General features: G+C 63.4%; 22 protein-coding genes. 13 read left to right on the forward strand and 9 right to left on the reverse strand.

Going from position 1 to position 24,338, the window contains the following annotated elements:
* The 3 genes from NKI88_RS13725 to NKI88_RS13735 form a co-directional block, all read right to left on the reverse strand.
* On the reverse strand, positions 1-1,055 hold a 1,055-nt coding region (locus tag NKI88_RS13725; protein WP_352655626.1), incomplete at its 3' end, for an aminotransferase class III-fold pyridoxal phosphate-dependent enzyme.
* 30 nt (positions 1,056-1,085) lie between these two features.
* Entirely contained in the window at positions 1,086-2,579 is a 1,494-nt protein-coding gene (locus NKI88_RS13730) for an NAD-dependent succinate-semialdehyde dehydrogenase (protein WP_352655628.1), read from the reverse strand.
* A gap of 129 nt (positions 2,580-2,708) precedes the next feature.
* Positions 2,709-3,200, reverse strand: a complete 492-nt coding sequence (locus tag NKI88_RS13735) for an Lrp/AsnC family transcriptional regulator (protein WP_352655630.1) — start codon at positions 3,198-3,200, stop codon at positions 2,709-2,711.
* Positions 3,201-3,283: 83 nt separating this feature from the next.
* On the opposite strand from NKI88_RS13735, the gene ehuR reads away from it, so the two are divergent.
* From ehuR to doeB, 10 genes are all read left to right on the forward strand, one after another.
* The gene (ehuR, locus tag NKI88_RS13740) at positions 3,284-4,669 is read left to right on the forward strand and encodes a MocR-like ectoine utilization transcription factor EhuR (protein WP_023804419.1); all 1,386 of its coding nucleotides are present in this window, start codon (positions 3,284-3,286) and stop codon (positions 4,667-4,669) included.
* A 123-nt stretch (positions 4,670-4,792) separates the two neighbouring features.
* A complete protein-coding gene (gene ehuA, locus NKI88_RS13745; protein ID WP_023682675.1) occupies positions 4,793-5,578 on the forward strand; it encodes an ectoine/hydroxyectoine ABC transporter ATP-binding protein EhuA in 786 nt (261 codons plus the stop codon).
* 63 nt (positions 5,579-5,641) lie between these two features.
* On the forward strand, positions 5,642-6,493 hold the full coding sequence (gene ehuB / locus NKI88_RS13750; RefSeq protein ID WP_352655632.1) for an ectoine/hydroxyectoine ABC transporter substrate-binding protein EhuB: 852 nt from the start codon (positions 5,642-5,644) through the stop codon (positions 6,491-6,493).
* Between the two features lie 163 nt (positions 6,494-6,656).
* Positions 6,657-7,316 carry an ectoine/hydroxyectoine ABC transporter permease subunit EhuC gene (gene ehuC, locus NKI88_RS13755; RefSeq protein WP_352655634.1) on the forward strand — a complete coding sequence of 220 codons (660 nt, stop codon included), beginning with the start codon at positions 6,657-6,659 and terminating at the stop codon, positions 7,314-7,316.
* Positions 7,316-7,975 (forward strand): ectoine/hydroxyectoine ABC transporter permease subunit EhuD, encoded by a 660-nt coding sequence (ehuD, locus tag NKI88_RS13760; protein WP_023692236.1) that lies wholly within the window; start codon positions 7,316-7,318, stop codon positions 7,973-7,975. Before ehuC ends, ehuD begins: the two co-directional genes overlap by 1 nt.
* Before the next feature lie 8 nt (positions 7,976-7,983).
* Positions 7,984-8,763 carry an ectoine utilization protein EutA gene (gene eutA, locus NKI88_RS13765; protein ID WP_352655637.1) on the forward strand — a complete coding sequence of 260 codons (780 nt, stop codon included), beginning with the start codon at positions 7,984-7,986 and terminating at the stop codon, positions 8,761-8,763.
* Between the two features lie 5 nt (positions 8,764-8,768).
* Entirely contained in the window at positions 8,769-9,755 is a 987-nt protein-coding gene (eutB, locus tag NKI88_RS13770; RefSeq protein WP_352655639.1) for a hydroxyectoine utilization dehydratase EutB, read from the forward strand.
* Between the two features lie 232 nt (positions 9,756-9,987).
* The gene (locus NKI88_RS13775) at positions 9,988-10,980 is read left to right on the forward strand and encodes a cyclodeaminase (RefSeq protein ID WP_352655641.1); all 993 of its coding nucleotides are present in this window, start codon (positions 9,988-9,990) and stop codon (positions 10,978-10,980) included.
* A gap of 129 nt (positions 10,981-11,109) precedes the next feature.
* A complete protein-coding gene (doeA, locus tag NKI88_RS13780; protein WP_352655643.1) occupies positions 11,110-12,288 on the forward strand; it encodes an ectoine hydrolase DoeA in 1,179 nt (392 codons plus the stop codon).
* A gap of 5 nt (positions 12,289-12,293) precedes the next feature.
* Positions 12,294-13,298: a N(2)-acetyl-L-2,4-diaminobutanoate deacetylase DoeB gene (gene doeB, locus NKI88_RS13785; RefSeq protein ID WP_352655645.1), complete on the forward strand. Its 1,005-nt coding sequence runs from the start codon at positions 12,294-12,296 to the stop codon at positions 13,296-13,298.
* Positions 13,299-13,322: 24 nt separating this feature from the next.
* On the opposite strand, the gene NKI88_RS13790 is transcribed toward doeB, so the two are convergent.
* Positions 13,323-14,819 (reverse strand): aldehyde dehydrogenase family protein, encoded by a 1,497-nt coding sequence (locus NKI88_RS13790; RefSeq protein WP_352655647.1) that lies wholly within the window; start codon positions 14,817-14,819, stop codon positions 13,323-13,325.
* Positions 14,820-15,372: 553 nt separating this feature from the next.
* On the reverse strand, positions 15,373-16,890 hold the full coding sequence (locus tag NKI88_RS13795) for a winged helix-turn-helix domain-containing tetratricopeptide repeat protein (protein ID WP_031201119.1): 1,518 nt from the start codon (positions 16,888-16,890) through the stop codon (positions 15,373-15,375).
* Positions 16,891-17,145: 255 nt separating this feature from the next.
* On the opposite strand from NKI88_RS13795, the gene NKI88_RS13800 reads away from it, so the two are divergent.
* Positions 17,146-17,373, forward strand: coding sequence for a DUF1127 domain-containing protein (locus tag NKI88_RS13800; protein ID WP_352655649.1), 228 nt, complete (start codon positions 17,146-17,148; stop codon positions 17,371-17,373).
* 102 nt (positions 17,374-17,475) lie between these two features.
* Positions 17,476-18,657, forward strand: coding sequence for an MFS transporter (locus tag NKI88_RS13805; RefSeq protein ID WP_352655651.1), 1,182 nt, complete (start codon positions 17,476-17,478; stop codon positions 18,655-18,657).
* Here NKI88_RS13805 and NKI88_RS13810 read toward each other — a convergent pair.
* From NKI88_RS13810 to NKI88_RS13825, 4 genes are all read right to left on the reverse strand, one after another.
* Entirely contained in the window at positions 18,648-18,782 is a 135-nt protein-coding gene (locus NKI88_RS13810) for a hypothetical protein (RefSeq protein WP_023686979.1), read from the reverse strand. The two genes, NKI88_RS13805 and NKI88_RS13810, sit on opposite strands and share 10 nt — an antisense overlap.
* A gap of 207 nt (positions 18,783-18,989) precedes the next feature.
* Positions 18,990-19,154 (reverse strand): DUF3309 family protein, encoded by a 165-nt coding sequence (locus NKI88_RS13815; protein ID WP_023667887.1) that lies wholly within the window; start codon positions 19,152-19,154, stop codon positions 18,990-18,992.
* Positions 19,155-19,520: 366 nt separating this feature from the next.
* Positions 19,521-21,407, reverse strand: a complete 1,887-nt coding sequence (locus tag NKI88_RS13820; protein WP_352655653.1) for an ABC transporter ATP-binding protein — start codon at positions 21,405-21,407, stop codon at positions 19,521-19,523.
* The gene (locus NKI88_RS13825) at positions 21,407-23,263 is read right to left on the reverse strand and encodes an ABC transporter ATP-binding protein (RefSeq protein WP_352655738.1); all 1,857 of its coding nucleotides are present in this window, start codon (positions 23,261-23,263) and stop codon (positions 21,407-21,409) included. The genes NKI88_RS13820 and NKI88_RS13825 overlap by 1 nt, the downstream gene beginning before the upstream one ends.
* A gap of 471 nt (positions 23,264-23,734) precedes the next feature.
* Between NKI88_RS13825 and NKI88_RS13830 the strand changes: the two genes are divergently transcribed.
* Positions 23,735-23,998 (forward strand): toll/interleukin-1 receptor domain-containing protein, encoded by a 264-nt coding sequence (locus NKI88_RS13830; RefSeq protein ID WP_352655740.1) that lies wholly within the window; start codon positions 23,735-23,737, stop codon positions 23,996-23,998.
* The last annotated feature ends 340 nt before the right edge of the window (positions 23,999-24,338 follow it).

The following is a 24,338-nucleotide window of genomic DNA, read 5'->3' on the forward strand; positions in this document are numbered from 1 at the left end:
TTTGTCACCAGGTCCATCTCGTCGATCAGTTCGAGATTGGCGACGCCGGCGGCAACGCAGATCGGGTGCGCCGCATAGGTCCAGCCATGGCCGAGCGAGCCAAGCTTGTCGGAGCCCTGCACCAGCACCTGCCACATCTTGTCGGCAACGATGACGCCCGACAGCGGTGCATAGGCCGAGGTCAGGCCCTTGGCGATGGTGATCAGGTCCGGCTTGATGCCGTAATGGTCGGAGCCGAACATGGTGCCCAGACGGCCAAAGCCCGTCACCACCTCGTCGGCGACCAGCAGCACGTCATATTTCTTCAGCACCGCCTGGATTTTCTCCCAGTAGCCGGCCGGCGGCGGCACGATGCCGCCAGTGCCGAGAATCGGCTCGCCGATGAAAGCGGCGACGGTTTCGGGACCTTCAGCCAGGATCATCTCCTCAAGCTTGTCGGCGCAATGCTGCGAGAACTGCTCCTCGCTCATCGAGCGGTCGGCGCGGCGGAAGTAATAGGGCGCCTCGGTGTGCAGGACCGGTGCGCGCGGCAGGTCGAAGGCATTGTGGAACAGGTCGAGCCCGGTCAGTGATCCCGTCATCACGCCCGAGCCGTGATAGCCGCGCCAGCGCGAGATGATCTTCTTCTTCTCCGGCCGGCCCAGCACATTGTTGTAGTACCAGATCAGCTTGATGTTGGTTTCGTTAGCGTCGGAACCGGAGAGGCCGAAATAGACCCTCGACATGCCCTTCGGCGCGCGGTCGATGATCATCTTGGCCAGCGTGATCGACGCCTCGGTGCCGTGGCCGACATAGGCGTGGTAGTAGGCGAGGTTCTTCGCCTGGGTGGCGATGGCGTCAGCGATCTTCTGGCGGCCATAGCCGACATTGACGCAATAGAGCCCGGCAAAGGCATCGATACTCTTCTTGCCATTGTTGTCCCAGACGGTGACGCCTTCACCGCCGGCCATGATGCGCGTGGGCGATTCTCCGCGTGCGTGTGTGCCCATATGGGTCGAGGGATGGAAGAAATGGTCGCGATCCCAAGCGTTGAGTTCGTTGGATTGGTCGAGCATTTTTGACTCCTTGAGAAATCCGGGTGAGGCCTAAGCCACATCTAAACAGAGATATTTGAGATCGGTGAAAGCTTCGAGCCCGTGGCGCGAGCCTTCGCGCCCGATGCCGGATTGCTTGACGCCGCCGAAGGGGATCGGCGCTCCGGTGATCTTGACGCGGTTGATGGCGACCATGCCGTAGTCGAGCGCGCGGCCCAGGCGCTGCTGGCGGGCGCCGTTCTCCGTAACGACATAGGCGACCAGGCCATATTCTGTGGCGTTGGCACGGGCGATCACTTCGTCCTCACTGTCGAACGGCGTGACGGCGGCGACCGGCCCAAAGGTCTCCTCGCGCATGATCAGCGCTTCGTCGGGCACGTCGGCCAGCAGCGTCGGCTGGTAGAACAGCGGCCCGGCCTGATGCCGCTTGCCGCCGGTGAGACAGCGCGCGCCACGAGCGATGGCATCGGCGACCTGCTCTTCGACCTTTGCGACGGCACGCTCATGCATCAGCGGCCCGATGTCGATCTTGTCGGTAAGGCCGTTGCCGGTGCGCAGCGCCTCGGTACGCCTGGCAAAAGCGGCGCAGAAGCGATCGTAGATGGGGCGCTGGACGTAGATGCGGTTGGCGGCGAGGCAGTCCTGGCCGGAGGTGGCGAATTTGGCATCGATGGCGATGCTCACCGCCTTGTCCAGATCGGTATCGGCAAAGACGATCAGCGGCGCATGGCCGCCAAGCTCCATCACCAGCCGCTTCATCGTCGGAGCACTCTGTGCCGCGATCAACCGGCCGATCTCCGTCGAGCCGGTAAAGCTCATGGCGCGGACGCGCGGGTCTTCGCACATGCGGCCGACGATGATTGCAGCCTTTCCGGTGATGACGTTGAAGACACCGGCGGGGATGCCGGCGCGCTCGCCGAGTTCGGCCAGTGCCAGCGCCGACAGCGGCGTCTCGGATGAAGGATGCGCGACGATGGTGCAGCCGGCGGCAAGGGCGGCCGCCGCCTTGCGGGTCAGCATGGCCGCCGGAAAATTCCAGGGCGTGACGACGCCGACGACACCGAGCGGCTCGCGCCGCACCATCATCTCGGCATTCGGCAGATGGCTGGTGACGCTCTCGGCGTTGAGGCGCTTTGCCTCTTCGGCATACCATTCGACGAAAGAGGCGGCATAGTCGATTTCGCCGAGCGATTCCTGCAGCGGCTTGCCCTGTTCCAAAGTCATCAGCAGAGCGAGATCGTCTTTCGCACCTATAATCAGCTCGAACCATTTTCGCAGAATTCTGGACCGCTCCTGCGGCAGCAGTGACCGCCAAGTCGGGAAGGCACGCGCGGCGGCACCGATTGCCCTTGTCGTTTGCTGCGCATCGAGCGCGGCGACAAACGCGACCGTCGCGCCTGTGGCCAGATCGGTGACTTCAAAGCTTTCGGCCGCTTCGCTCGCGGTCCAATGCCCATCGACATAGGCAAGCTCGCGCAGCAGCCGGCGGTCGGAGAGGCGGTCGAGCGCCTCATGGCGATGCGAGCGGGCAAAATGCGCGGACATGGTCGAGGCCTCCCGGTTCGGACGATGCGGGAAGACTATCGGTCACATGCAGACAGAGAGACTGTTTCGACGCCCTGAAGGAGAGAGAGTCTCTCTATTGTGCCGTCCCGACAGACATTCTCTCCGGGCTTATGCCGACGCCGGCAACAGGTCGGCTATCGGTAGCACGATTTCGTCCTTCACCGTCTTGGTGACGATGTAGGTGAAGTAGCGGTCGATGCCGATCTCGCGCTCCAGCAAGCCGTCGACCAGCCGCTGATAGGCGTCGATGTCGCGCGCCATCACCTTCACCACATAGTCGACGCCGCCGCCAACCGACCAGCAGGCGACGATCTCGGGGATGTCGCGGATGACGCGTTCGAAGCGGTCGAAATCGGCCTGGCGATGGCTGGCCAGCGTCACCTCCATCAGCACCGTTGCGACCGGCGCCACGACGCGCATGGCGATCCTTGCGTGATAGCCCGAGACGATGCCGGCCTTCTCCAGCTTGCGCAACCGCATCCAGCACGGCGTCGGCGACAGCCCGACCTGTTCGGCCAGCGCCAGCTTGGTGATGCGCCCGTCGCGCTGGATGACGTCGAGTATCCTGAGGTCGATCGCGTCGAGTTTCGCTGATGTCATCGGCGTCCGCTTTTTTATCGGCATCACCATGACGGCGCATTATTTCGATTGTCAATTGCACTGATTTCGATCTCTAATAAGTCATGACATTATGGCAACCCGACCCCGCGCTCCTCCGCCGGCCAGCCTATCAATCGCTGGCCGACCAGTTCGCGCGCGCCATTCATGACGGGCGGCTGGCCAATGGCGCGCGGCTGCCGACGCATCGCCGGCTGGCCGACGATCTGAAACTGTCGGTGCAGACCGTCAGCCGCGCCTATGAGGAACTGATCCGGCGCGGCCTCATCTCGGGCGAGATCGGCCGCGGCAGCTTTGTCCAGACGCAGCGCCGTGAACCGGAGCCGCCCTATCTGCCGGAGCGCCTCGGCGAGGTCATCGACCTATCGATCCTGAAGCCGGTCTGCGAGCCGATGCATCTGGAGCGGCTGAAGCAGGCGCTGGGCTGGCTGGCCGAAAACCTGCCATCGAGTTCGGCGCTGTCGTTTCGGCCCAACATGGTGTTTCCGCGCCACCGCGCGGTGGCGGTCGAATGGCTGAAACTGTGCGGGCTTAACGTCTCCGCGCAGAACATCAGCCTGACCAACGGCGCCACTGCTGGGATGACCGTAGCGCTGATGAGCGTGGCGCCGCCGGGCTCGACCGTCGCCACTGAGGCCATCGGCCACCACACGCTTGTGCCGCTGGCGCGCTATCTCGGCTTCAACCTGGAAGGCCTGCCGATCGACGGCAATGGCCTGATCCCGGAGGCGTTGGACGAGGTCTGCCGGCTCACCGACATTCGCGCGGTATTCGTGCAACCGTCGGTGATCAACCCGACGGCGACGCTGATGGACGCCAGACGGCGCGAAGAGATCGCCGCGGTCGCGCGCAAGCACGACATCGCCATCATCGAGAACGATGTGCTGGGTCCGCTGGTCGAGGACCGGCCGCCGCCGGTCGCCGCCTTTGCACCGGAGCGCACGCTCTACGTCACTTCCTTCACCAAGATCACCGTACCTGGCCTGCGCATCGGCTATCTCGCGGCGCCCGACCGCTACGTCGCGGCGGTGGCCAACCGGCATCTAGTGTCGAACTGGATGGCGACGCCGCTGGTGGCCGAGATCGCCACCAAATGGGTGACCGACGGCACGGCGATGGAACTCGTTCGCTGGCAGCGCGCGGCATTGCGCCGCCGCCAGGACATCGCAGCCGAGGTGCTGGGCGGGGTTGGTTATCGCGCCAGGCGCGACGGGCTGCATGTCTGGTTGCAACTGCCCGCGGACCGTGCCGAGGAAAGCTTCGTCGCCCAGGCCCGCCTGCAAGGCGTGGCGATCGCGCCCGGCACCTCCTTCCGCATCTCGGATGCGCCCTGGCATCCGGCGGTGCGCATCTCGCTAGGCTCGACCACCGAGGGGGAACTGCGCGCCGGCTTAGGCGTTGTCACCAAGCTGCTGCTTGGCGATCCGGAGCATCTGCTGCTCGCTATCTGAGCGGAAATTGCCCTGGAATCATGCACGCCGGAAATATTGTCATGATTTTATTTTCCCAATTGACATGATTTGGCGCGTTCCGCATCGTTAAGGGCACAGGCTTCTCCAGCAGGGGAAATTCATTTGTCCTCACCCATCATCAAGGTCGACGCCATTTCGAAGAGCTTCGGCTCGTTCAAGGTGCTGGACGGCCTGTCGATGCAGGTCATGCCCGGCGAGAAGCTGGCGCTGATCGGCCCGTCCGGCTCGGGCAAGACGACGATCCTGCGCATCCTGATGACGCTGGAGAAGATCGACGGCGGCCATATCCAGATCGATGGCGAGCAGCTCTACCACATGGAGCGCAACGGCCAGCTGCTGCCCGCCGACGAGCGGCACCTGACCAAGATGCGGCAGAAGATCGGCATGGTCTTCCAGCTGTTCAATCTGTTTCCGCACAAATGCGTCATGGATAACGTCACGCTGGCGCCGATGCTGACCAAGGGCACGCCTCGCGCCGCCGCTGAAAAGCGGGCCATGGAACTGCTCGACATGGTCGGCATGGCTGACAAGGCGAAGTCGATGCCGGCGCAGCTGTCCGGCGGCCAGAAGCAGCGCGTGGCGATTGCCCGTGCGCTGGCATTGTCGCCGAAGATCATGCTGTTCGACGAGGTGACGTCGGCCCTCGATCCGGAGCTGGTCGAGGAGGTGATGAATGTCATGCGCAAGCTCGCCGCAGAGACCGACATGACCATGCTGCTGGTCACCCACGAGATGGGCTTTGCCCACGACTTCGCCGACCGCGTGCTGTTCTTCGACCGCGGCAAGATCGTCGAAGAGGGCAAACCAGACGAGATTTTCCGCCATCCAAAGCAGGAGCGCACGCAAGGCTTCCTGAAGAAGATCATCGCGGCCGGACATCGTGTCTGACCGCTTTGCGGGGCGGAAGACCGCCCCAGACAAAACCAAGAAGACAACAAGGAGTTGGGAACAATGAAGAAACTTGGCATTCTGGCCGGCGTCGCCGGTCTCGCACTGACGGCGGTGCTCGCCGCGTCGAGCACCGGTGCGGCCGATGACAGCAAGCTCGAGCAATTGAAGGCGCAGGGCTTTGCCCGCGTCGCGATCGCCAACGAGCCGCCCTATACGGCGGTCGCCGCCGACGGCAAAGTTTCGGGTGCGGCGCCCGACGTGGCGCGCGAGGTCTTCAAGCGTCTCGGTGTTGCCGACATCGTCGCTTCGATCTCCGAATATGGCGCGATGATCCCCGGCCTGCAGGCCGGCCGCTTCGACGTCGTCACCGCCGGCCTGTTCATGAAGCCGGAGCGTTGCGCGGCGGTCGTCTATTCCGAGCCGGTGCTGTGCGACGCCGAGGCGATGTTGGTGAAGAAGGGCAATCCGAAGGGCTTCAAAAGCTACGAGGACGTCGCCAAGGACACGTCAGCCACCATCGGCGCGCCCGGTGGCGGCACCGAGGAGAAGCTGGCGCTCAACGCCGGCGTGCCGCGCGAGCGCGTCATCGTCGTGCCGGACGGCCAGAGCGGCCTGAAGATGCTGCAGGACGGCCGCATCGACGCCTATTCGCTGCCCGTCTTGTCGATCAACGACCTCGTCAAGAAAGCCAACGATCCGAACCTCGAAGTCATCGCCCCGGTGGTCGGCGCGCCAGTCTATTGTGACGGCGCCGCTTTCAAGAAGGGCGATGAGGCGCTGCGCGATGCCTTCGATGGCGAACTCGCCAAACTGAAGAAATCCGGCGAGTTCGCCAAGATCATCGAGCCCTACGGCTTCTCGGCGGCAGCAGCGATGTCGACCACGCGCGACAAACTCTGCGCGGCGAAATAGGGCCGTTTTGCCTTCTCCCCGTTCACGGGGAGAAGGTGGCCCGAAGGGCCGGATGATGGGCGGCGCCAGGTTCTGAGAATTTAGCGCTGCCCCTCATCTGTCTGCCGGCTCCTTCTCCCCGTGTACGGGGAGAAGGAGCTAGAACCCAACCGTTGGAACCCGAATGACCCAGTGGTCCGGCTACCTCGGCCTGATATTGCAGGGAGCGCTTGTCACCATCGAGCTGACGCTGATGGGGTCGGTGCTCGCCCTGATCATGGCCTTCCTCGCCGGCATGGGCCGCGTGTCGCGCTTCTTTGCGCTGCGCTGGCTGGCCACCGCCTATATAGAATTCTTCCGCGGCACCTCGATCTTCGTGCAGCTGTTCTTTGCCTATTTCGTGTTGCCGTTGATCGGCCTCGAACTGACCCCCCTGCAGGCGGGTGTGCTGGCGCTGGGCCTCAATGTCGGCGCCTATGCGGCCGAGGTGGTACGCGGCGCCATCCAGTCGGTCGGCCGCGAACAATATGAGGCCTGCATCGCGCTCAACCTCGGCCGCTGGCAAGGCATGCGCCATGTCATCCTGCCGCAGGCGCTGCTGGTCATGCTGCCGACCTTCGGCAACAATGCCATCGAACTGCTCAAGGCGACCTCCGTGGTGTCGCTGATCTCGCTCGCCGATCTCACCTTTCAGGCGCAGGTCGTGCGCTCGCAGACCGGTAACACGCTGGCGCCGTTCACCACCATCCTGATCATCTATTTCGCCCTGGCGCTGATCATCTCCTGGGGCGTGCGTTCTCTGGAACGCCGCATGGCGCGCGGCCTCGACCGGGTGCGCGTCTGATGGATTGGGACTGGAACTTCGTCTGGGAGATCCTGCCGACGCTGATCCAGGGCGTGAAGATCACCATCCTGGCAACGCTGCTCGGCTCCGTGCTGGCCGCTGTCGTGGGTCTGGGCATCGCGCTGGCGCGACGCTCGCCCAACAAGGTCCTGTCACGCAGCATCGGCTGGGCGGCCGAATTCATCCGCGGCACGCCACTTCTGGTGCAACTTTATTTCATCTTCTATGTCCTGCCGGATTTCGGCATCCTTTTGCCGCCCTTGGTCGCCGGCGTCATCGGGCTCGGCCTGCACTACGGCACCTACACGGCGGAAGTTTATCGCGCCGGCATCGACAACGTGCCGCGCGGCCAGTGGGAGGCGGCCAAGGCCTGCAATCTGAGCGCCACGCAGACCTGGACCAACATCATCATTCCGCAAGCGATCCCACCGATGATCCCGGCTTTGGCCAACTATTTCATCGCCATGTTCAAGGAGACGCCGCTGCTATCGGCGATCACCGTGCTGGAGCTGATGAACCAGGCCAAGAGCGTCGCCAACACCTACTACCGCTACATTGAGCCGATCACGCTGGTCGGCGCTTTCTTCCTCGTCATCAGCCTCTTCTCGGTCGTGCTGCTGCGCTGGCTTGAACATCGCTACGGCAAGATCGAAAGGTAATTCTCAAGATGAAACCGCTGCCCGAAATCAGGCTGATGCCGACAAGGCCGGCGCTCGATGCGCGCCCGCTGGAAAAGCGCGTCGGCCTGATCATCCTTGCCACCGACCACACCAGCGAACCGGATTTCCGCCGCATGGTGGCGAGCGAGCGGGTCGGCGTCTATGTCGCGCGCATTCCCTACAAGAATCCGACGACGCCGGAAAACCTTCGCAAGATGCAGCCCGAGCTGGCGGCGGGTGCGGCGTTGATCCTGCCCGACGAAAACCTCGACGCGATCTGCTACTCCTGCACCTCGGCCTCGGTAGTGATTGGCGACGCTGAAATCGAGGCCGCGATCCAGTCTGCCAAGCCGGGTGTTCCCGTCGTCACGCCGCCGATGGCCGGCGTGCGCGGGCTGCAGGCGCTGGGCGCGAAAAAGATCAGCATCCTCACCCCTTACACCGTCGAAACCTCCAGGCCGATGGCGACGTATTTCGGCGAGCGCGGCTTTGAGATCGTCAGCTTCACCTGCCTCGGCTTCGAGGACGATCGCGAGATGGCGCGCATTGCGCCGGCAGCGATCGTCGACCTAGCTCGTGAGGCGACGCATGCGCAGGCCGATGCACTGTTCGTGTCCTGCACCGCATTGCGCGGAGCGCTCGCGGTTCCCGGCATGGAACAGGCGATCGACCGCCCGGTCGTCACCAGCAATCAGGCCAGCGCCTGGAATTGTTTGCGGTTGTGTGGCGACGGGACGTCGCATCCCGAATTTGGCCGTCTGATGACGCTGCCTTTGCCGCGCGATTGACGATCATGACGACAGTCACCCTTAACGATATTCGTGCCGCCCGGGAGCGAATTGCCGGCAAAATCGAACGCACGCCGACAGGGTTATCTCACAGCCTTTCCGAACGACTGGGCATCCCCGTCCACCTCAAGCTTGAACACCGCCAGACCACCGGCAGCTTCAAGCTGCGCGGCGCCTCGAATGCCGTTGCTTCGCTGAGCGCCGAGGAGAAGGCGCGCGGCGTGGTCGCGGCGTCGACCGGCAATCATGGCCGTGCGCTGGCCCATGCTGCGAAGCTCGAAGGCATGCGTGCGGTGATCTGCATGTCGCGACTGGTGCCGGGCAACAAGCTCGACGAAATCCGTCGGCTTGGCGCGGATGTCCGCATCATCGGCAACAGTCAGGACGAGGCGCAGCAGGAGGTCGAACGGCTGGTGGCGCAGGAGGGACTGGTGATGCTGCCGCCCTTCGACCACCCGGCCATCATCGCCGGGCAAGGCACGCTCGGACTGGAGATGATCGAGCAGGTCCCGGATGCCGCTCTCGTCCTGGTGCAACTCTCCGGTGGTGGACTCGCCTCGGGCATCGCCGCCGCCGTCAAGGGCGTCAGCCCCGGGACAAAAATCATCGGCGTTTCGATGGCGCGTGGTGCTGCGATGAAGGCGAGCCTGGATGCCGGTCGCCCGGTCGAGGTGGAAGAACTGCCGACGCTGGCGGATTCGCTCGGCGGCGGCGTCGGTCTCGGCAACCGGCTGACCTTCGCCATGTGCCGCGATCTGCTCGACGACGTCATCCTGCTCAGCGAGGACGAGATCGCCGCCGGCATCCGCCATGCCTATGAACAGGAGCGCGAGATCGTCGAAGGCGCCGGAGCGGTCGGCATCGCTGCGCTACTCGTCGGCAAGGTCAGGGCGACCGGGCCGGTGGTCGTTCTTCTCTCGGGCCGCAATATCGACATGAACACGCATCGCAAGATCGTCTGCGGTGACGCAATCGCGGAGCGCGCGGCATGAAAACTCTCCCACGCCGAATTCCCGCCCACCCCCCTCTGTCCTGCCGGACATCTCCCCCGCAAGGGGGGAGATCGGCAGCTTCGATGCGGTCGCTATTCTTGCTGCGCTGGAGATTGGCGAAGGCAGGAGTGCAGTCCAATCTCCCCCCTTGCGGGGGAGATGGCCGGCAGGCCAGAGGGGGGTGTGACGGAACACTATCCTTCGTGGTGCGCGCTAGTACGGAGCGCGACACATGAGTCCGATGACCATCCTCACCGAGAAGGAACTGCGCACAATCGTGCCGCTCGATCTCGACGCGGTCGCCTGCGTCGAAAACGCTTTCCGCGCGCTCGCCACATTGCCGGTGGCGATGCCGCCGATTCTGCGGTTGGACATTCACGAGCAGCGCGGCGAGGTGGATGTGAAGTCCGCCTATGTGCCAGGAATAGAAGGTTTCGCCGTCAAAATTAGCTCGGGCTTCTTCGACAATCCGAAGCTCGGTCTGCCCAGCGGGGGCGGCATGATGGTGTTGCTCTCGGCAAGAACCGGTGTGGTCGAGGCGCTGCTGCTCGACAATGGCTATCTCACAGATGTCCGCACCGCTGCTGCCGGCGCCGTCGCGGCGAAGCATCTGTCGCGGCCGGATTCGTCCGTCGCCGCAATCTTCGGCGCCGGCGTGCAAGCCGGGCTGCAACTCGAAGCACTCATGTTGGTGCGGCCGATCGCCGAGGCACGTATCTGGGCGCGCGATGCGGTCAAGGCGGAGACGGCCGCAGGCGCGCTGCGCGAAAAACTAGGTATTCTCGTGCGCGCCGAGCCGGATTCAGCCAAAGCAACCATCGGCGCCGACATCATCGTCACCACCACGCCGTCGACCGAGCCGCTGATCAAGGCCGGCTTTGTCGTTGCCGGGCAGCACATCACCGCCATGGGCTCGGATGCCGAACACAAGAACGAGATCGCGCCGGCGATCCTGCGCATGGCCGATCTCTATGTCGCCGACAGCGCCAAGCAGACACGGCGTCTGGGAGAACTGCATCACGCCATCGCATCGGGCGTGATGGGAGCCGATGCCGCGGTCACCGAACTCGGCCAGATCATCGCCGGCGAACGGCACGGAAGGCGCTCACCCAGCGACATCACCATCGCCGACCTCACCGGCACCGGCGTGCAGGATACGGCGATCGCCACGCTCGCTCGCAACCGGGCGCGGGCGGCCAATGCCGGAACCATTTTTGAAAGCTGATGCTGGCCAAAGCGTGATCCGGAAGTGCAACCCGGTTTTTCCCAGAGATCACGTTCAAACAAGAACGACGAGCCTGTTTCCAACAAAGTTGAAACAGGCTCCAGGCCCAACAAACGAGGACCAAGAACAATGCAGCCGAACCTAAAATTCTCGCGTGGCGAATTTGCGGATCGCCTCGCCAAGACGCGAAAAGCCATGGAGGGGAAAGGCGTCGATCTGCTTGTTATCAGCGACCCATCCAACATGGCCTGGCTGACCGGCTATGATGGCTGGTCGTTCTATGTGCATCAGGCGGTGATCGTGCCACCATCGGGCGAGCCGGTCTGGTACGGTCGCGGCCAGGATGCCAATGGCGCCAAGCGCACCGCCTATCTCGCGCATGACAACATCGTCGGCTATGCCGACCACTACGTGCAGTCGACCGAGCGCCACCCGATGGATTTTTTGGCAAGCGTCCTCAGTGATCGCGGCTGGGGAAAGCTGACCATCGGCGTCGAGATGGACAATTACTGGTTCTCGGCGGCCGCCTTCGCCGCGTTGCAGAAGCACCTGCCCAACGCCCGCTTCGTCGACGCGACAGCGCTGGTCAACTGGCAGCGCGCCGTGAAGAGTTCAACCGAGATCGACTATATGCGCAAGGCGGCTCGGATCGTCGAAGCCATGCACCAGCGCATCGTCGACAAGATCCAGGTCGGCATGCGCAAATGCGATCTGGTCGCCGAGATCTACGATGCCGGCACGCGCGGTGTCGATGGCGTCGGCGGCGACTATCCGGCGATCGTGCCGCTGCTGCCGTCGGGCGCCGACGCCTCGGCGCCGCATCTCACCTGGGACGACCAGCCGATGAAGTCGGGCGAGGGCACCTTCTTCGAGATCGCGGGCTGCTACAACCGCTACCATTGCCCGCTGTCGCGCACCGTCTTTCTCGGCAAGCCGACACAGGAATTCCTCGATGCCGAGAAGGCGACACTGGAAGGCATGGAGGCGGGGCTGGCGGCGGCAAAGCCCGGCAATGCCTGTGAGGACATCGCCAACGCCTTTTTCGCCGTGTTGAAGAAATATGGCATCGTCAAGGACAACCGCACCGGCTATTCCATCGGTCTCTCCTATCCGCCGGATTGGGGCGAACGCACCATGAGCCTGCGCCCTGGAGACCGCACCGAACTCAAGCCTGGCATGACCTTCCATTTCATGACCGGTCTCTGGCTGGAGACCATGGGACTGGAAATCACCGAATCCATCCTGATCACCGAAACCGGTGTAGAGTGCCTCGCCAATGTACCGCGCAAACTGGTGGTGAAGAATTGAGCCCGATGCCTAGCCTCCGCCCATCCCCGATCGCCCCGACCGTCGATTTCGACAAGGACGGCGTGCAACATGGTTTCCTGCGCCTGCCCTACAGCCGCGACGACTCGGCGTGGGGCTCGGTGATGATCCCGATCTGCGTCATCCGCAACGGCAAGGGGCCGACTGCCCTGCTCACCGGCGGCAATCATGGCGACGAGTATGAGGGGCCGCTGGCGCTTTACGACCTCGCCCGCACGCTCGATCCGAAGCAAGTCGGCGGCACGGTGATCATCGTGCCGGCGATGAACTATCCGGCCTTCCGCGCCGGCACGCGGACGTCGCCGATCGACAAGGGCAATATGAACCGCAGCTTTCCCGGCCGTCCCGACGGCACGGTGACGGAAAAGATCGCCGACTATTTCCAGCGCGAATTGCTGCCCCGCGCCGACCTCGTCTTCGACTTCCACTCCGGTGGCAAGACACTGGATTTCGTGCCCTTCTGTGCCGCCCACACGGTGCCCGACAAGGCGCTGGAGCAGAAAGCCTTCGATGCGGTCGCGGCGTTCTCTGCCCCGTTCTCGATGCGCATGATCGAGATCGACTCCGTCGGCATGTACGACACGGCGGCGGAGGAAATGGGCAAGGTCTTCGTCAGCACCGAGCTTGGCGGCGGCGGCACTTCGCGCGCACAGACGGTGCGGATTGCGCGGCGCGGCATCAGCAATGTGCTGCGTCATGCCGGCATTGTCGCCGGTGCAGTAGAGAAGAGCCCGACGCAGTGGCTCGACATGCCGTCGGGCGATTGCTTCTCCTTCGCCGAGGACGACGGCATGATCGAAACCATGGTCGATCTCGGCGAGCCTGTGAAAGAAGGCTCGGTGCTGGGGCGCATCCATTCCACCGGCCGCACCGGCATCGCTCCGCAGGAAATCCGGGCAAAAATGTCCGGCATTCTGGCGGCGCGGCATTTCCCCGGCGTGGTCAAAGCCGGTGACTGCGCCGCCGTCCTGGCCGTTTTGGTTTCATCGTGATTCGCAGAGTACGCCGCGCGAATATCAGTCGGTCTGGATCCAGACCGACTTGGTCTCCAGATACTCGTGCAGATGCTCGATGCCGCCCTCGCGGCCATAACCCGACATCTTCATGCCGCCGAACGGCACCGCCGGGTCGATGGCATGGTACATGTTGACCCAGACCGAGCCGGCCTTGACACGGCGCGCAAGCTTGTGCGCGGTGCCCAGATGCGTGGTGAAGATGCCGGCGGCCAGGCCATAGGGCGTCGCATTGGCACGCGCCACCGCTTCGTCGAGCGTGTCGAAGGGCATCGCCGAAATGACCGGGCCGAAAATCTCCTCGCGCGCGATGGTCATCTGGTCCGACACGGCGCCGAAGACCGTCGGCGCAATGAAGTTGCCGCCATCGTAGAGCTCGCCGGTCAGCCGCGAGCCACCGGCGACCAGTTCGGCGCCTTCGTCGCTGCCGGCCCTGATATAGCCCTCCACCTTGCCTGCCTGCCTGGCATTGATGAGCGGTCCGATTTCCGTCTCTGCCTCGATGCCATGGCCGATCCGCAGTCTGCCCGCGAAATCGGCGAGCCGGCGGACGAACTCGTCATGGATTTCGCGCGCCACGAACAGCCGCGAGCCGGCAATGCAGATCTGGCCCGAATGCACGAACACCGCCATCGCCGCGATCGGAACAGCCTTGTCGATGTCGGCGTCGCGGCAGACGATGATCGGCGACTTGCCGCCGAGCTCCAGTGAAACGCGTTTGAGGTTGGCCACGGCTGCCCGCGCGATGGCCTGGCCGGTCAGCGTCGATCCGGTGAAAACGATCTTGTTGACGTCTGGATGTTCGGCGAGCCGCGCACCGGCGTCGGCCCCGGTGCCGGTGACGACGTTGACGACGCCGTCCGGCACGCCGGCTTCCTGCATCAGTTGCGCGATCAGCAGCGGCGTCAGCGACGCATCCTCGGACGGTTTCAGCACGATGGTGCAGCCTGTCGCCAGCGCCGGCGCGATCTTCCAGATCGAGGCGGCGGTCGGCGCGTTCCAGGGAATGATCGCACCAACGACGCCCACCGGCTCGCGCCGGGTGAAGGTGACGATCTCGCCGGGAATCGAATTGTCGATAGCCTCGCCATGCAGCGCCGTCGCCATGCCGGCATAGAAGCGCAGCATGCCGATGACGCGGCGCCGGTTGGCGAGCGTGCGCGTGATCGGCAGTCCCATATCGAGCGTGTCGGAAACGCTGAGCTCTTCCCAATGCGTCTCGAACAGATCGGCGATCCTGAGCAGCACGCACTGCCGCTCGTAGGGCGAGAATTTGGACCATGGGCCTTCGAAGGCCGCGCGCGCGGCGGCCACCGCCGAGTCGATATCGGCAGCCCCGCCGCGCGGCACTGTCGCCAGCACCTCGCCTGTTGCCGGATTGAGTGCCTGCATGCCCTGGCCGGACTGCGCCGCGACCCACTTGCCGCCAATGAACATCGGTCGGAATTCGCCATGGTACAACGCCGTGGCCTTCGCCTTCGGGTCGAAGTTCAGCGTCATCTTTTCCTCCTCGCAATTCCGTGGCGACTATTACTCCCGCCGCCGGCCTTAAACAAACAAGGAAAGCTAAAGGGCGCTCAGATAATCAGGTTGTGCGCGTGACTTCCGATCACGCGAGCAACAAGAAACAGACAGCCGCTAGAGCATGATCCCGAAAAGTGGGAACCGGCTTTCGGAAAAGATCGTGCTTCGACAAACGGCATCTAGAAAAATCATCCGGCATCTAGAAAAATCATCGCGAGTTGTCGGAGCGCGTCGCTGAAAGCTCGACGAGGCAAGCCGATCATTGCCCACGGCGACAGCGATGCCGGCATTGCAGACGAGAGCGCAACAGGTAGTCGCCCGCCGCCACCCAGCGCTCACCCGCGGCCGGATCGATCGTTGGCCGTTCCAGCCGGCTTCACCGTGACAGAGGTTTGGCGCGCCGCTTCGCTGCAATCGCTGTCGGATGACTGCTCGCGGAAGCAAGATCGGTCAGCGGCCTCGCGACTTGCAAACATTGGCAGTTGAGCCGCAACCGACGGTGCCTGCATCGATCGAGCACGCCGGTCCGTCACTCCGGAAGTCCGGCCTTTCGGAAGCCATCGACGAAATGGTCGAGCGTGGCAGTGTCGCGGAACGGCTCCGTCTCGACCCAGTGGCGGGTGGTGAAATGTGGGTTCGCGACAAGGAACAGGTCGACCTCGGCGCGCGCCTCGTCGATCCGGCCGAGTTGCGCAAGGCTTGCCGCAAGGAAACGGCGCGAGCTTGTCCGATACGTCTCGTCCCGGCGCGTCGTCTCGACGGCGGCTTCATAGTCGCGCGCCGCATATTGCGCCTGGCCGAGCGTCAGATAGTACCAGCTTGCCGGAAACGGGTTCAGCCGGAACGCCTTGCCGATATAGTCGAGGCCCTCCTCGACGCGCCCGGCCAGGACCGCGATGTCGGACAATGTCGCCCAGGCATCGGCCTCGTTCGGGTCGAGCTCGAACGCCTTGGCAAATCCCACATCCGCTTCGTCGAATCTGCGCTCATAGGCAAGCAGGTTAGCAAGCACCCAGTGGCAGCCGGCATCGTTGGGATCGATCGCCACAGCCTTGCGCGCCAGTTCCAGGGCAAGGCCGCGGGCAGGCTCAATGGGCTCTCCCCAATGCACCCATCCCATCCAGTGGTTCATGGCAAGCCAGCGATAGGCTTCGGCATAGTCCGGATCGAGCGCAAGCGCGCGCGTCAGCAACAGATGCGCTTCGCGCGCCGTCTCCGGCGAGACGTCGATCAGGTTGCGGGCTCGCACGCACAGATCGTAGGCCTCGAGATTTCGGGGCCGGTTGCGCGGCAGCGGCGCGCGCAGCCGGCCAAGCAGCGCCTCGACGATCTTGGCCGTCACCTCGTCCTGAACGGCAAAGATATCTTCCAGGCCGCGATCGAAGCGGTCTGCCCATAAATGCTCGCCGCTCAGCGCGTCGACCAGCTGGGCGTTGATGCGCACGCGCCCGGCGGCGCGTCTGGCGCTGCCCTCCAAGAGATAGCGCACGCCAAGTTCTCTGGCGACCTCGCGCACATCCACCGCCTTGCCCTTGTAGGCAAAGGTCGAGTTGCGCGCGATGACGAACAGGCCGCCGATCCTCGACAGGTCGGTGATCAGGTCTTCGGTCAACCCGTCGGCGAAGGCTTCCTGCTCGGGGTCGTTGCTGAAATTGGCAAAGGGCAGCACGGCTATCGACGGTTTGGCGGGCAGCGGCAAAGCCTGTCGCTTCTCGTCGCCGAGCTGTTCGATGGCGCCGGCGAAGCGATAGCCGACGCGCGGAACGGTCGATATCCATTCTCCGCCGTTCGTGGCCGGACCCAGCAGCTTGCGCAATTGCGCAATCTGGACGGTGAGGTTGCCTTCCTCAACGGCGGTGCCTGGCCATGCCGCATCCATCAACTCGGCCTTGGCCACGATCTCGCCGGGCCGGGCGACGAGCGCCGCCAGCAGCTGCAGTCCGCGGTGGCCGGCGGCGACGGGAACTTGGTCCCGAAGGAGCGTTCCCGCACCCGGATCAAGCACGAACGGACCAAAGGCAAAGCGCGATCCCTGCATAACGCGCATCTATAGAGCAATTCCAGGAAAGGTGTGAAGGCGGTTTTCCCACGGGAAAGCGCGGCGGAGCGCTTCACGGACGTATGGCGTCAAAACAAAGAGTTGAGCACCTCGCCGTTTCCATGAAACGGCGAGGTGCTCTAGCCGGTTTGGAACTTTTGAGAACTATTTGGCCGGGCTTAATTACGGCGCCGTCCGCATGCGGCAGAGTTCAACCTCTTGCAAGCCGAGGGCTGTCGCCCGTTAAACCGAATGGAGGTTGCCATGAACGATACCCTTGCTTCTGCTCGTGCAGCCTGGCCGGAAAAGGCGGTGTCGCCTCGCCCGCATCTGGCGAGCCCGCGGGGCATGATCGCGGCCTGGCGCGAGCGGATACGCTTTCGCTGGGACCTCAAGCAGATGGCGGAGGCCAATCCGCACCTGATCGACGATATCGGTCTGACCAGACGCCAGGTCGAGGCCGAAATCGTAAAACGCTTCTGGCAAGTGTGAGCTGATGTCGCGGATAAGACCCGACCGCCTGTTTGGGCGTGCCGCGGCACTTTGCCGGCATTTGCCCTTGCCGGAAGGTGCCGATCCTGCTTCGAAGCCGGCATGAGCGCCGAAGACGCGACGTCACCGCCGGAGAACCACATCGCATGGGCCGCGATGGCCGGCATCATCGCGACAGTTACGGTGTTCGCCATAGCACAGGGGCTGACGTATCCGCTGCTCAGCTTCATCCTGGAACGGCAAGGGACGACACCGGGCCTTATCGGCCTCTCGGCCGCGATGACGCCTCTGGGTTTCATTATATCGTCGCTCTTCACGCCGGCGCTGGTCCGGCGGGTGGGCGCGGCGCGCTTTGCGGTTGTGTGTTCGATCCTGGCAGCAACCGTCCTGATCGCGATTGCCTGGACGCAGGATGTATGGGCCTGGATGCCGTTGCGCTTCCTGCTCGGCTTCTTTGCCAATCCGCTTTACGTGATCAGTGAAACCTGGCTGGTCTCGATCACACCCGCCGCACGCCGAGGCCGCATCATGGGCCTATACTCCTCCATCGTTTCCGCCGGCTTTGGCCTCGGCCCGCTGTCGCTAGGCTTGGTCGGCACGCAAGGATGGCCACCCTTCATCATCGGCAGCGCGGCCTTCCTTGTCTGCGGCCTGATCGTGCTTGCCGTCGCGCCACGCCTGCCCGACATGCCGCGTGAGGGCGAAGCGGTGTCGGTCGGCGGCTTCTTCGCGCTGGCGCCGCTGCTCTTGTTCGCAGTCTTCACGGCTGCCGCCTTCGAGCAAGTCCTGCTTTCGCTGTTCGCGGTCTATGGTGCCGCGCTCGGCAGCACTGAGCAGCGCATCGCTTCGCTCATCACCTGTTTCATCGCCGGCAATGCCGTGCTGCAGGTCGTGCTTGGGCGCGCCGCCGAACGGTTTGGTTCGAAGCCGATGATGCTGTTCTGTGTCCTGGCTTGCCTGGCCGGTTGTTTGCTGTTGCCGTTGCTCTTCGCTACATGGCTTGTCTGGCCGCTCTTCTTCGTCTGGGGCGGGGTCTCGTTCGGGATCTACACGCTGTCGCTGATCCAGCTCGGCGAGCGTTTCACCGGTCAAGCCTTGATCGCCGGCAATGCCGCCTTCGCGTTCGTATGGGGGGTAGGCGGCATCGTCGGCTCACCCGTGGCCGGGCTGGCGATGCAACTGACCGGACATCAGGGACTGCCATTGTCGCTTGGCCTGCTGTGCTGCGTGCTGGTGGTGTTTCTGCTGGCGGAGTTACGGCGGGTTCACCGCGTTCAGGCGTAAGGCGTGCCTGCCATTGCGGCCTTCAGGCCGATGCTGCCCTTGTCGACAAGAGCGAGAAAGGCCGAACCCGCCTCGTCGCCGTCCTGGGTTTCTCGAAGCGTCCGATCCGCCTCGATGAACGCCACGGCCGCCAGGCGGGTGTCGGGGTCTGCAGCTTACGCCCGCCGCCTTAGGATAGTGCCACCATTAGGATATCCCAGCTCGTCGCGTTCGCTCGCGCCGACGCCGGCCCAGTGTTTCCGGACCAGCAATGTCTTCAGCTGCCATGTCTTCAACCTCGATGTCAGGCGAAAACGCGGCCGCCGTAGAACTCGGCGGCCGCCAATGGCGACCTATATTCGCCCGAGAACAACCAGAATGATCACGATGATCAGCACCAGCCCGAGGCCACCGCCGCCATAGTAACCAGTGCCGTAAAACGGGCCGCCGCCGAGGCCGCTGAAGCCGCCGAGCAACGCGATGATCAGGATGATAATAAGAATGGTACCCAGGCCCATATGCCGTCTCCTTCGCTGCCGCGCCGTTCACGGCGCGGCTCGAAGAACTAAACTCCCAGCAAGCCTTCCTGTTCCCCGGCGATTTTCATCCGACGGCTAAGGAACGAAAGCCATCATGACGGCGTTTGCTGAGGTTCAGGCGCAAGCTGCGCGTGCATCGCGCGCCGGGCGGCGCGTAGAATTCAGAATTTAGGGAGGATCGCCCTCAAGGCGGCCGGCGGCTCGTCCACCTGAACGCGCCGGCAGGCGTGACGCGGGGCTTGCGCTGGAAGGCGCGGCGAAAGGTGTCGACATCTGAAAAGCCGAATTGGTCGGCGGCGAGTTTTGGCCCCGCACCATTTCCAGTCGAGCTGAACCGGCAGCAGCTCACGTCGCCTTGCCGGCCAGCGCGCCTATGTCTTCCTCGGCAATATCGTCGAACGATGCGTAGTTCATGCTGTAGAGCCTGGCATAGAGGCCCTTGGCCGCCATCAGTTGCTCGTGATTTCCGCTCTCGACGATCTCGCCGTTCTGTAAGACGATGATGCGGTCGGCGCCGCGTATGGTCGCCAGTCGGTGCGCGATGACCAGCCCGGTGCGGCCTTCCAGCAGCGTGACCAGCGCTTTCTGGATCAGCATCTCGGTGTAGGAATCGATGCTCGCCGTGGCCTCGTCGAGCACCAGGATTTTTGCGTCGGCGACCAGCGCCCGGGCGAAACTGATCAGCTGGCGCTGGCCGAGGGACAGATTGCCGCCGCGCTGTTCGAGCTCGGTGTCGTAGCCATCGGGCAAATGCTCGATGAAGTCGTGCGCGCCGACGGCCTGCGCGGCGCGCACAACCTCTTCGCGGGTAGCCGATGTCTTGTGGTAGCGGATATTTTCCAGCACCGTGCCTGAAAACAGGAACGGCTCCTGCAGCACCATGGCGACCTGGTCGCCGAGCGAATCCTGCGTGACGGCACGGACATCGTGGCCGCCGACCCGCACCTCGCCCGACCAGACGTCGTAGAAGCGGTGCACCAGCGCCATGCAGCTCGACTTGCCCGAACCGGTCGGGCCGACAAGCGCAACCGTCTCGCCCGGATTGACGCGGAAGGAGATGTTTTTCAGCACCGGCTGGTTCTGCCGGTAGCCGAAGGTGACGTTCCTGAACTCGACCGAACCGTCCATGTCGCGCGTCAGCGCCACCGCGCCTTGTTTGTCGCTAACGTCGACCGGCACGTCCAGCACTTCGGAGATGCGTTGGCCCGACGCCATGGCGCGCTGCATGACACTGTACTGCATGGTGAGCGAGCGGATCGGGTCGAAGAAGCGCTGGATGTAGAACAGGAACGCCACCATGACGCCGATGTCGAGGCTGTGCGACAGCACCATCGAACCGCCGACGACGATGACCGTCGCCATCGCAATGCCGGTCAGCGTGTCGACGATCGGCACCATCACCTGCGCATATTTGGCCGAGGTCAGGTGAGCCCTGAGATTGGCCAGCACCTTCTCGTCATAGAGGTCGAAATTGACGTGCTGGCGTTCGAGACTCTGCACAGTGCGCACGCCATGGATGCCTTCCGCCAGCGCCCCATTGGCAATCGAATTGGTTTCGTGCGCGGCCATGAAGGCGACCTTGGCGCGCGGCAGCCAGAACAGGCGCACGATGAACAGCGCCGGCATGGTCGACAGCGTCAACAGGCCGAGACGAAAATCGAGCCACAAAAGCACGCTGACAATGCCGAAAAGAAGCACGATGTCGCCCACCGACATGACCGACGTCTCGAGGAATTCCTGCATCGAATTGACGTCGCCCTGCAGGCGCGACATCAGCCGGCCCACCTCGGTCTTGTCCATGAAGCTCAGCGAGACGCGCTGCAGATGGCTGAACATGGCGCGGCGCAAATCCGACAGCACATTCTCGGCCACCTTGCCGACGACGCTTTCCTGGATATAGCTGGCGGCATAGTTGATCAGGATGATCAGGGCGAAGGCACCGATCGCCCAGTTCATGACGGAGCTGTCGGCCTTGCCCGCCGCCATGCCGTGGTCGATGGCGTAACGGATGACCAGCGGGATCGCCAATTGCGTCAGAGTGAACACCAAAACGGCGGCGACCGAGATGAAGATCCGGCCCTGATACGGTCTCACGAAGCTCCAGATGCGGCGCACGATGCGCGGATCGTAGACCTTGCCGAAGACCTCTTCCTCGTCGCGGTGCGAACCGACGACGGCCCTTGTGGGCCGCCGGCTGGTGTCTTCCTTCTGGTCGTCGTTCTGTGTCGACATCATGCGGCTCCCACCGCCACCGGCAAATCGTCGTCCGGCCGCAGCTGCAGGTCGTAAAGCGCGCGGTAGCGTCCACCCAGCGCCAACAATTCCTGGTGCGTGCCGCGCTCGGAGATGCGGCCATTCTCGACGAACAGGATCTGGTCGGCATGCATCAGCGAGCTCAGCCGGTGCGAGATGATCAGCGTCACGCGGTCCTTGGCGAAACGCTTCATCGCGGTGCGGATTCGCTGCTCGGTGCCGGCGTCGACAGCCGCGGTGGAATCGTCGAAGACCAGAACCGAAGGCCGCAGGATCAGCGTGCGGGCGATGGTCAGGCGCTGCCGCTGGCCGCCGGAAAGCGATGAGCCGCGCTCGCCCACGACCGTGGTGTAGCCGGCCGGAAGCCCGATGATGTAATTGTGCAGCTGGGCGTATTCAGCCGCCTGCCCGATGCGGGTCTCGCGCGCCCAGGGATTGCCATAGGCGATGTTGTTTTCGATCGAGGTGGTGAACAGGAAGGCGTCCTGCTGCACGACGCCGACCGCCTTGCGCAGCGATTGCAGCGTCACCTCGCGGATATCCTGTCCGTCGATGGTGATCGCGCCCGACGTGACGTCGTAGAAGCGCGGGATCAGATGCGCGATGGTCGACTTGCCGCCGCCAGGCGGGCCGACAATGCCGACGGTCTCGCTGGACCTGGCCTCGAAGGAAATGCCCGACAGCGCCGGCCGGCCGCCGGCGCCCGCGTAGCGGAAGCCGACATTGTCGAAGCGCAGCACGCCTTCGGTGACCACGAGATCCTTGGCATCAGGCGCATCCTCGATGTCAAGTTCGGCGTCAAGCAGTTCGAACAGCCTTGTGCCGCAGGTCGAGGCGCGGGCGAACGAGTTGACCATCAGCCCGAGCTGGCGCACCGGCATCTGCAGGATGGTCATGAAGGTGAGGAACTGCGCCAGCGTGCCGACGCTGATCTGGCCCGCGATCACCTTCTGGCCACCGAACCACAGCACCATGCCCATGGCAGCCAGGAAGGAAAAATTCATGGCGCTGGTGTTGGAGACGCGGATGTCGACGCGCTGGTCGGCAAGCTCCAGCGCCGACTTCTTGGCGCGGTCGAATTTTTCCAGCTCATGCCCCTGCGCCGCAAAGGCGCGCACGACGCGGATGCCGCCGAGGTTCTCGTCCATCACCCGGCTCAGCACTGACAGCCGCTCCTGCAGCGTCAGCCAGGTGCTGCGCAGCCTGAGCTGTGTGACCGAGGAGCGCCAGGCGACGAACGGCACGAAACTCAGACTGAGCAGCCCGAGCTCGAGATCGGTGCTGATCAGGAGATAGGAGCCGACGCCGATCAGCACGCCGAGCAGCACCACGCGCAATATGCCGGTGGAAAAGAACATGCGTACGCCGTCGAGGTCGAGCAGGCCAAGCGTAATCAGGTCACCGGTATGCACCCGGTCATGGAAGGAGAAGCTCAGCCGCTGGATCTTCTCGTAGAAGGCCAGGCGCAGCTCATAGCCGGTGCGGTGGCCGACGGCCTCGCCATAATAATTCTGCGCCATCGTGAAGAGGCCGCGCAGGATGCTGACGACGAGCAAGGTGATCGCCGTCGTCCACAGCGCCTGCTCCGCCGCTGCGCCGCCACCGGCTTCCATCACCCCTTGCGCCTGGTCGATGGCGTGGCCCAGCAGGCGCGGGATGAACAGCTGCAGCGTCGCGGCGATGAAGGTCGAGGCGATGGTGACCGCGACCTGCCAGGGATGGCGCAACGTCATGCGCACGATGCGCAGCAGCGTGCTGAGGCCCTTGCCCCAGGACGCCTCCGCCACATGGGCAAACGATTTGCCGCGCTTCCCCGCGCCCCTGGTTGCGTCCATTGCCAAGGAAAATATCCAATCCGGTCCAGACATTAGCCCAGACGAATGAAGAAGACTCAGTTTCAGATGCCGCGATGGTACGCCTCCATTTTGACCGTTCAAGGGCCAATGGCGGTATCGCACTGTGCCTGGAAGCAAGTGAACATTCTGCTCGGGCCCAGCCGGATTGCCTGTGGGACGGCCATGCGGTCACCATCTGATCGCGCGTTGGCTCCTGCATGCTTTACGAGGCCAATCTCTGTCGGTTGCTGGCTACACGTCTACTTGTTTCTGTTTCTTTCCTATTTCTTCTCTATAAACTTTCCCCGCATGACGATGTGTGTCAGAATTTATTGTCGCTGAGGGGCGATAACGTGTCACGCATTTTTTCAGCCATTCGAGCCGCAACAATGCCGAGGCGCGTGCCATACGCGACTGGCTGATTTCAAATGGCTGGGACGGCTATTTTCTCGATCTGGACCCGAGCGCGGCATTGTCGCCGGCCAGCGCTGGCAGCGCGCACTGCACGAGGCGGCCAATCGCTGCCAGGCGGTGCTGTTCCTGGTCAGCGCGGCATGGTTGGAGTCTGAATGGTGCGAGAAGGAGTTGATGCTCGCCCACAAGCTCGACAAGCCGATGTTCGGCGTCATTATCGATGACAAGGTGTCGATCGCCTCGCTGCCGCCCAAGCTGAAGGATTTTTGGCAGGCAATGAGAATTGGTATAAAGTTGCCTCCGACCGATCTCGGTCGGTAGTAATCCGGCGTGCCAACGGAGGTGTTCGGGAGGTTGGAACGGGTTTTATAATGAAAGGCTCTGATGTCATTGAGGGCTATGGTTCGGGGATTGTTATTGTAACATGCGCTCACGTTGTTAAGGGAGTTGAATTAGTTGATGCATACTTTCCAAGCGCAGATGAAAGTAATGATGTAAAATCGGGAGTATAGTTTTTCAGTTTCCGGCAAGTGAGCTAGATATATCTATTTCACCTATAGAGCATGGTTTGCTGTTTGGAGCCGTAGCCATAGTTGATGTAACGCCAGACAGAGAAGCTTCAGTTTCATTCGCGCCGGCAATGGACACTGATGGAAATTCG

Source organism: Mesorhizobium sp. M0317 (genome assembly GCF_040321555.1).
Lineage (GTDB): Bacteria > Pseudomonadota > Alphaproteobacteria > Rhizobiales > Rhizobiaceae > Mesorhizobium.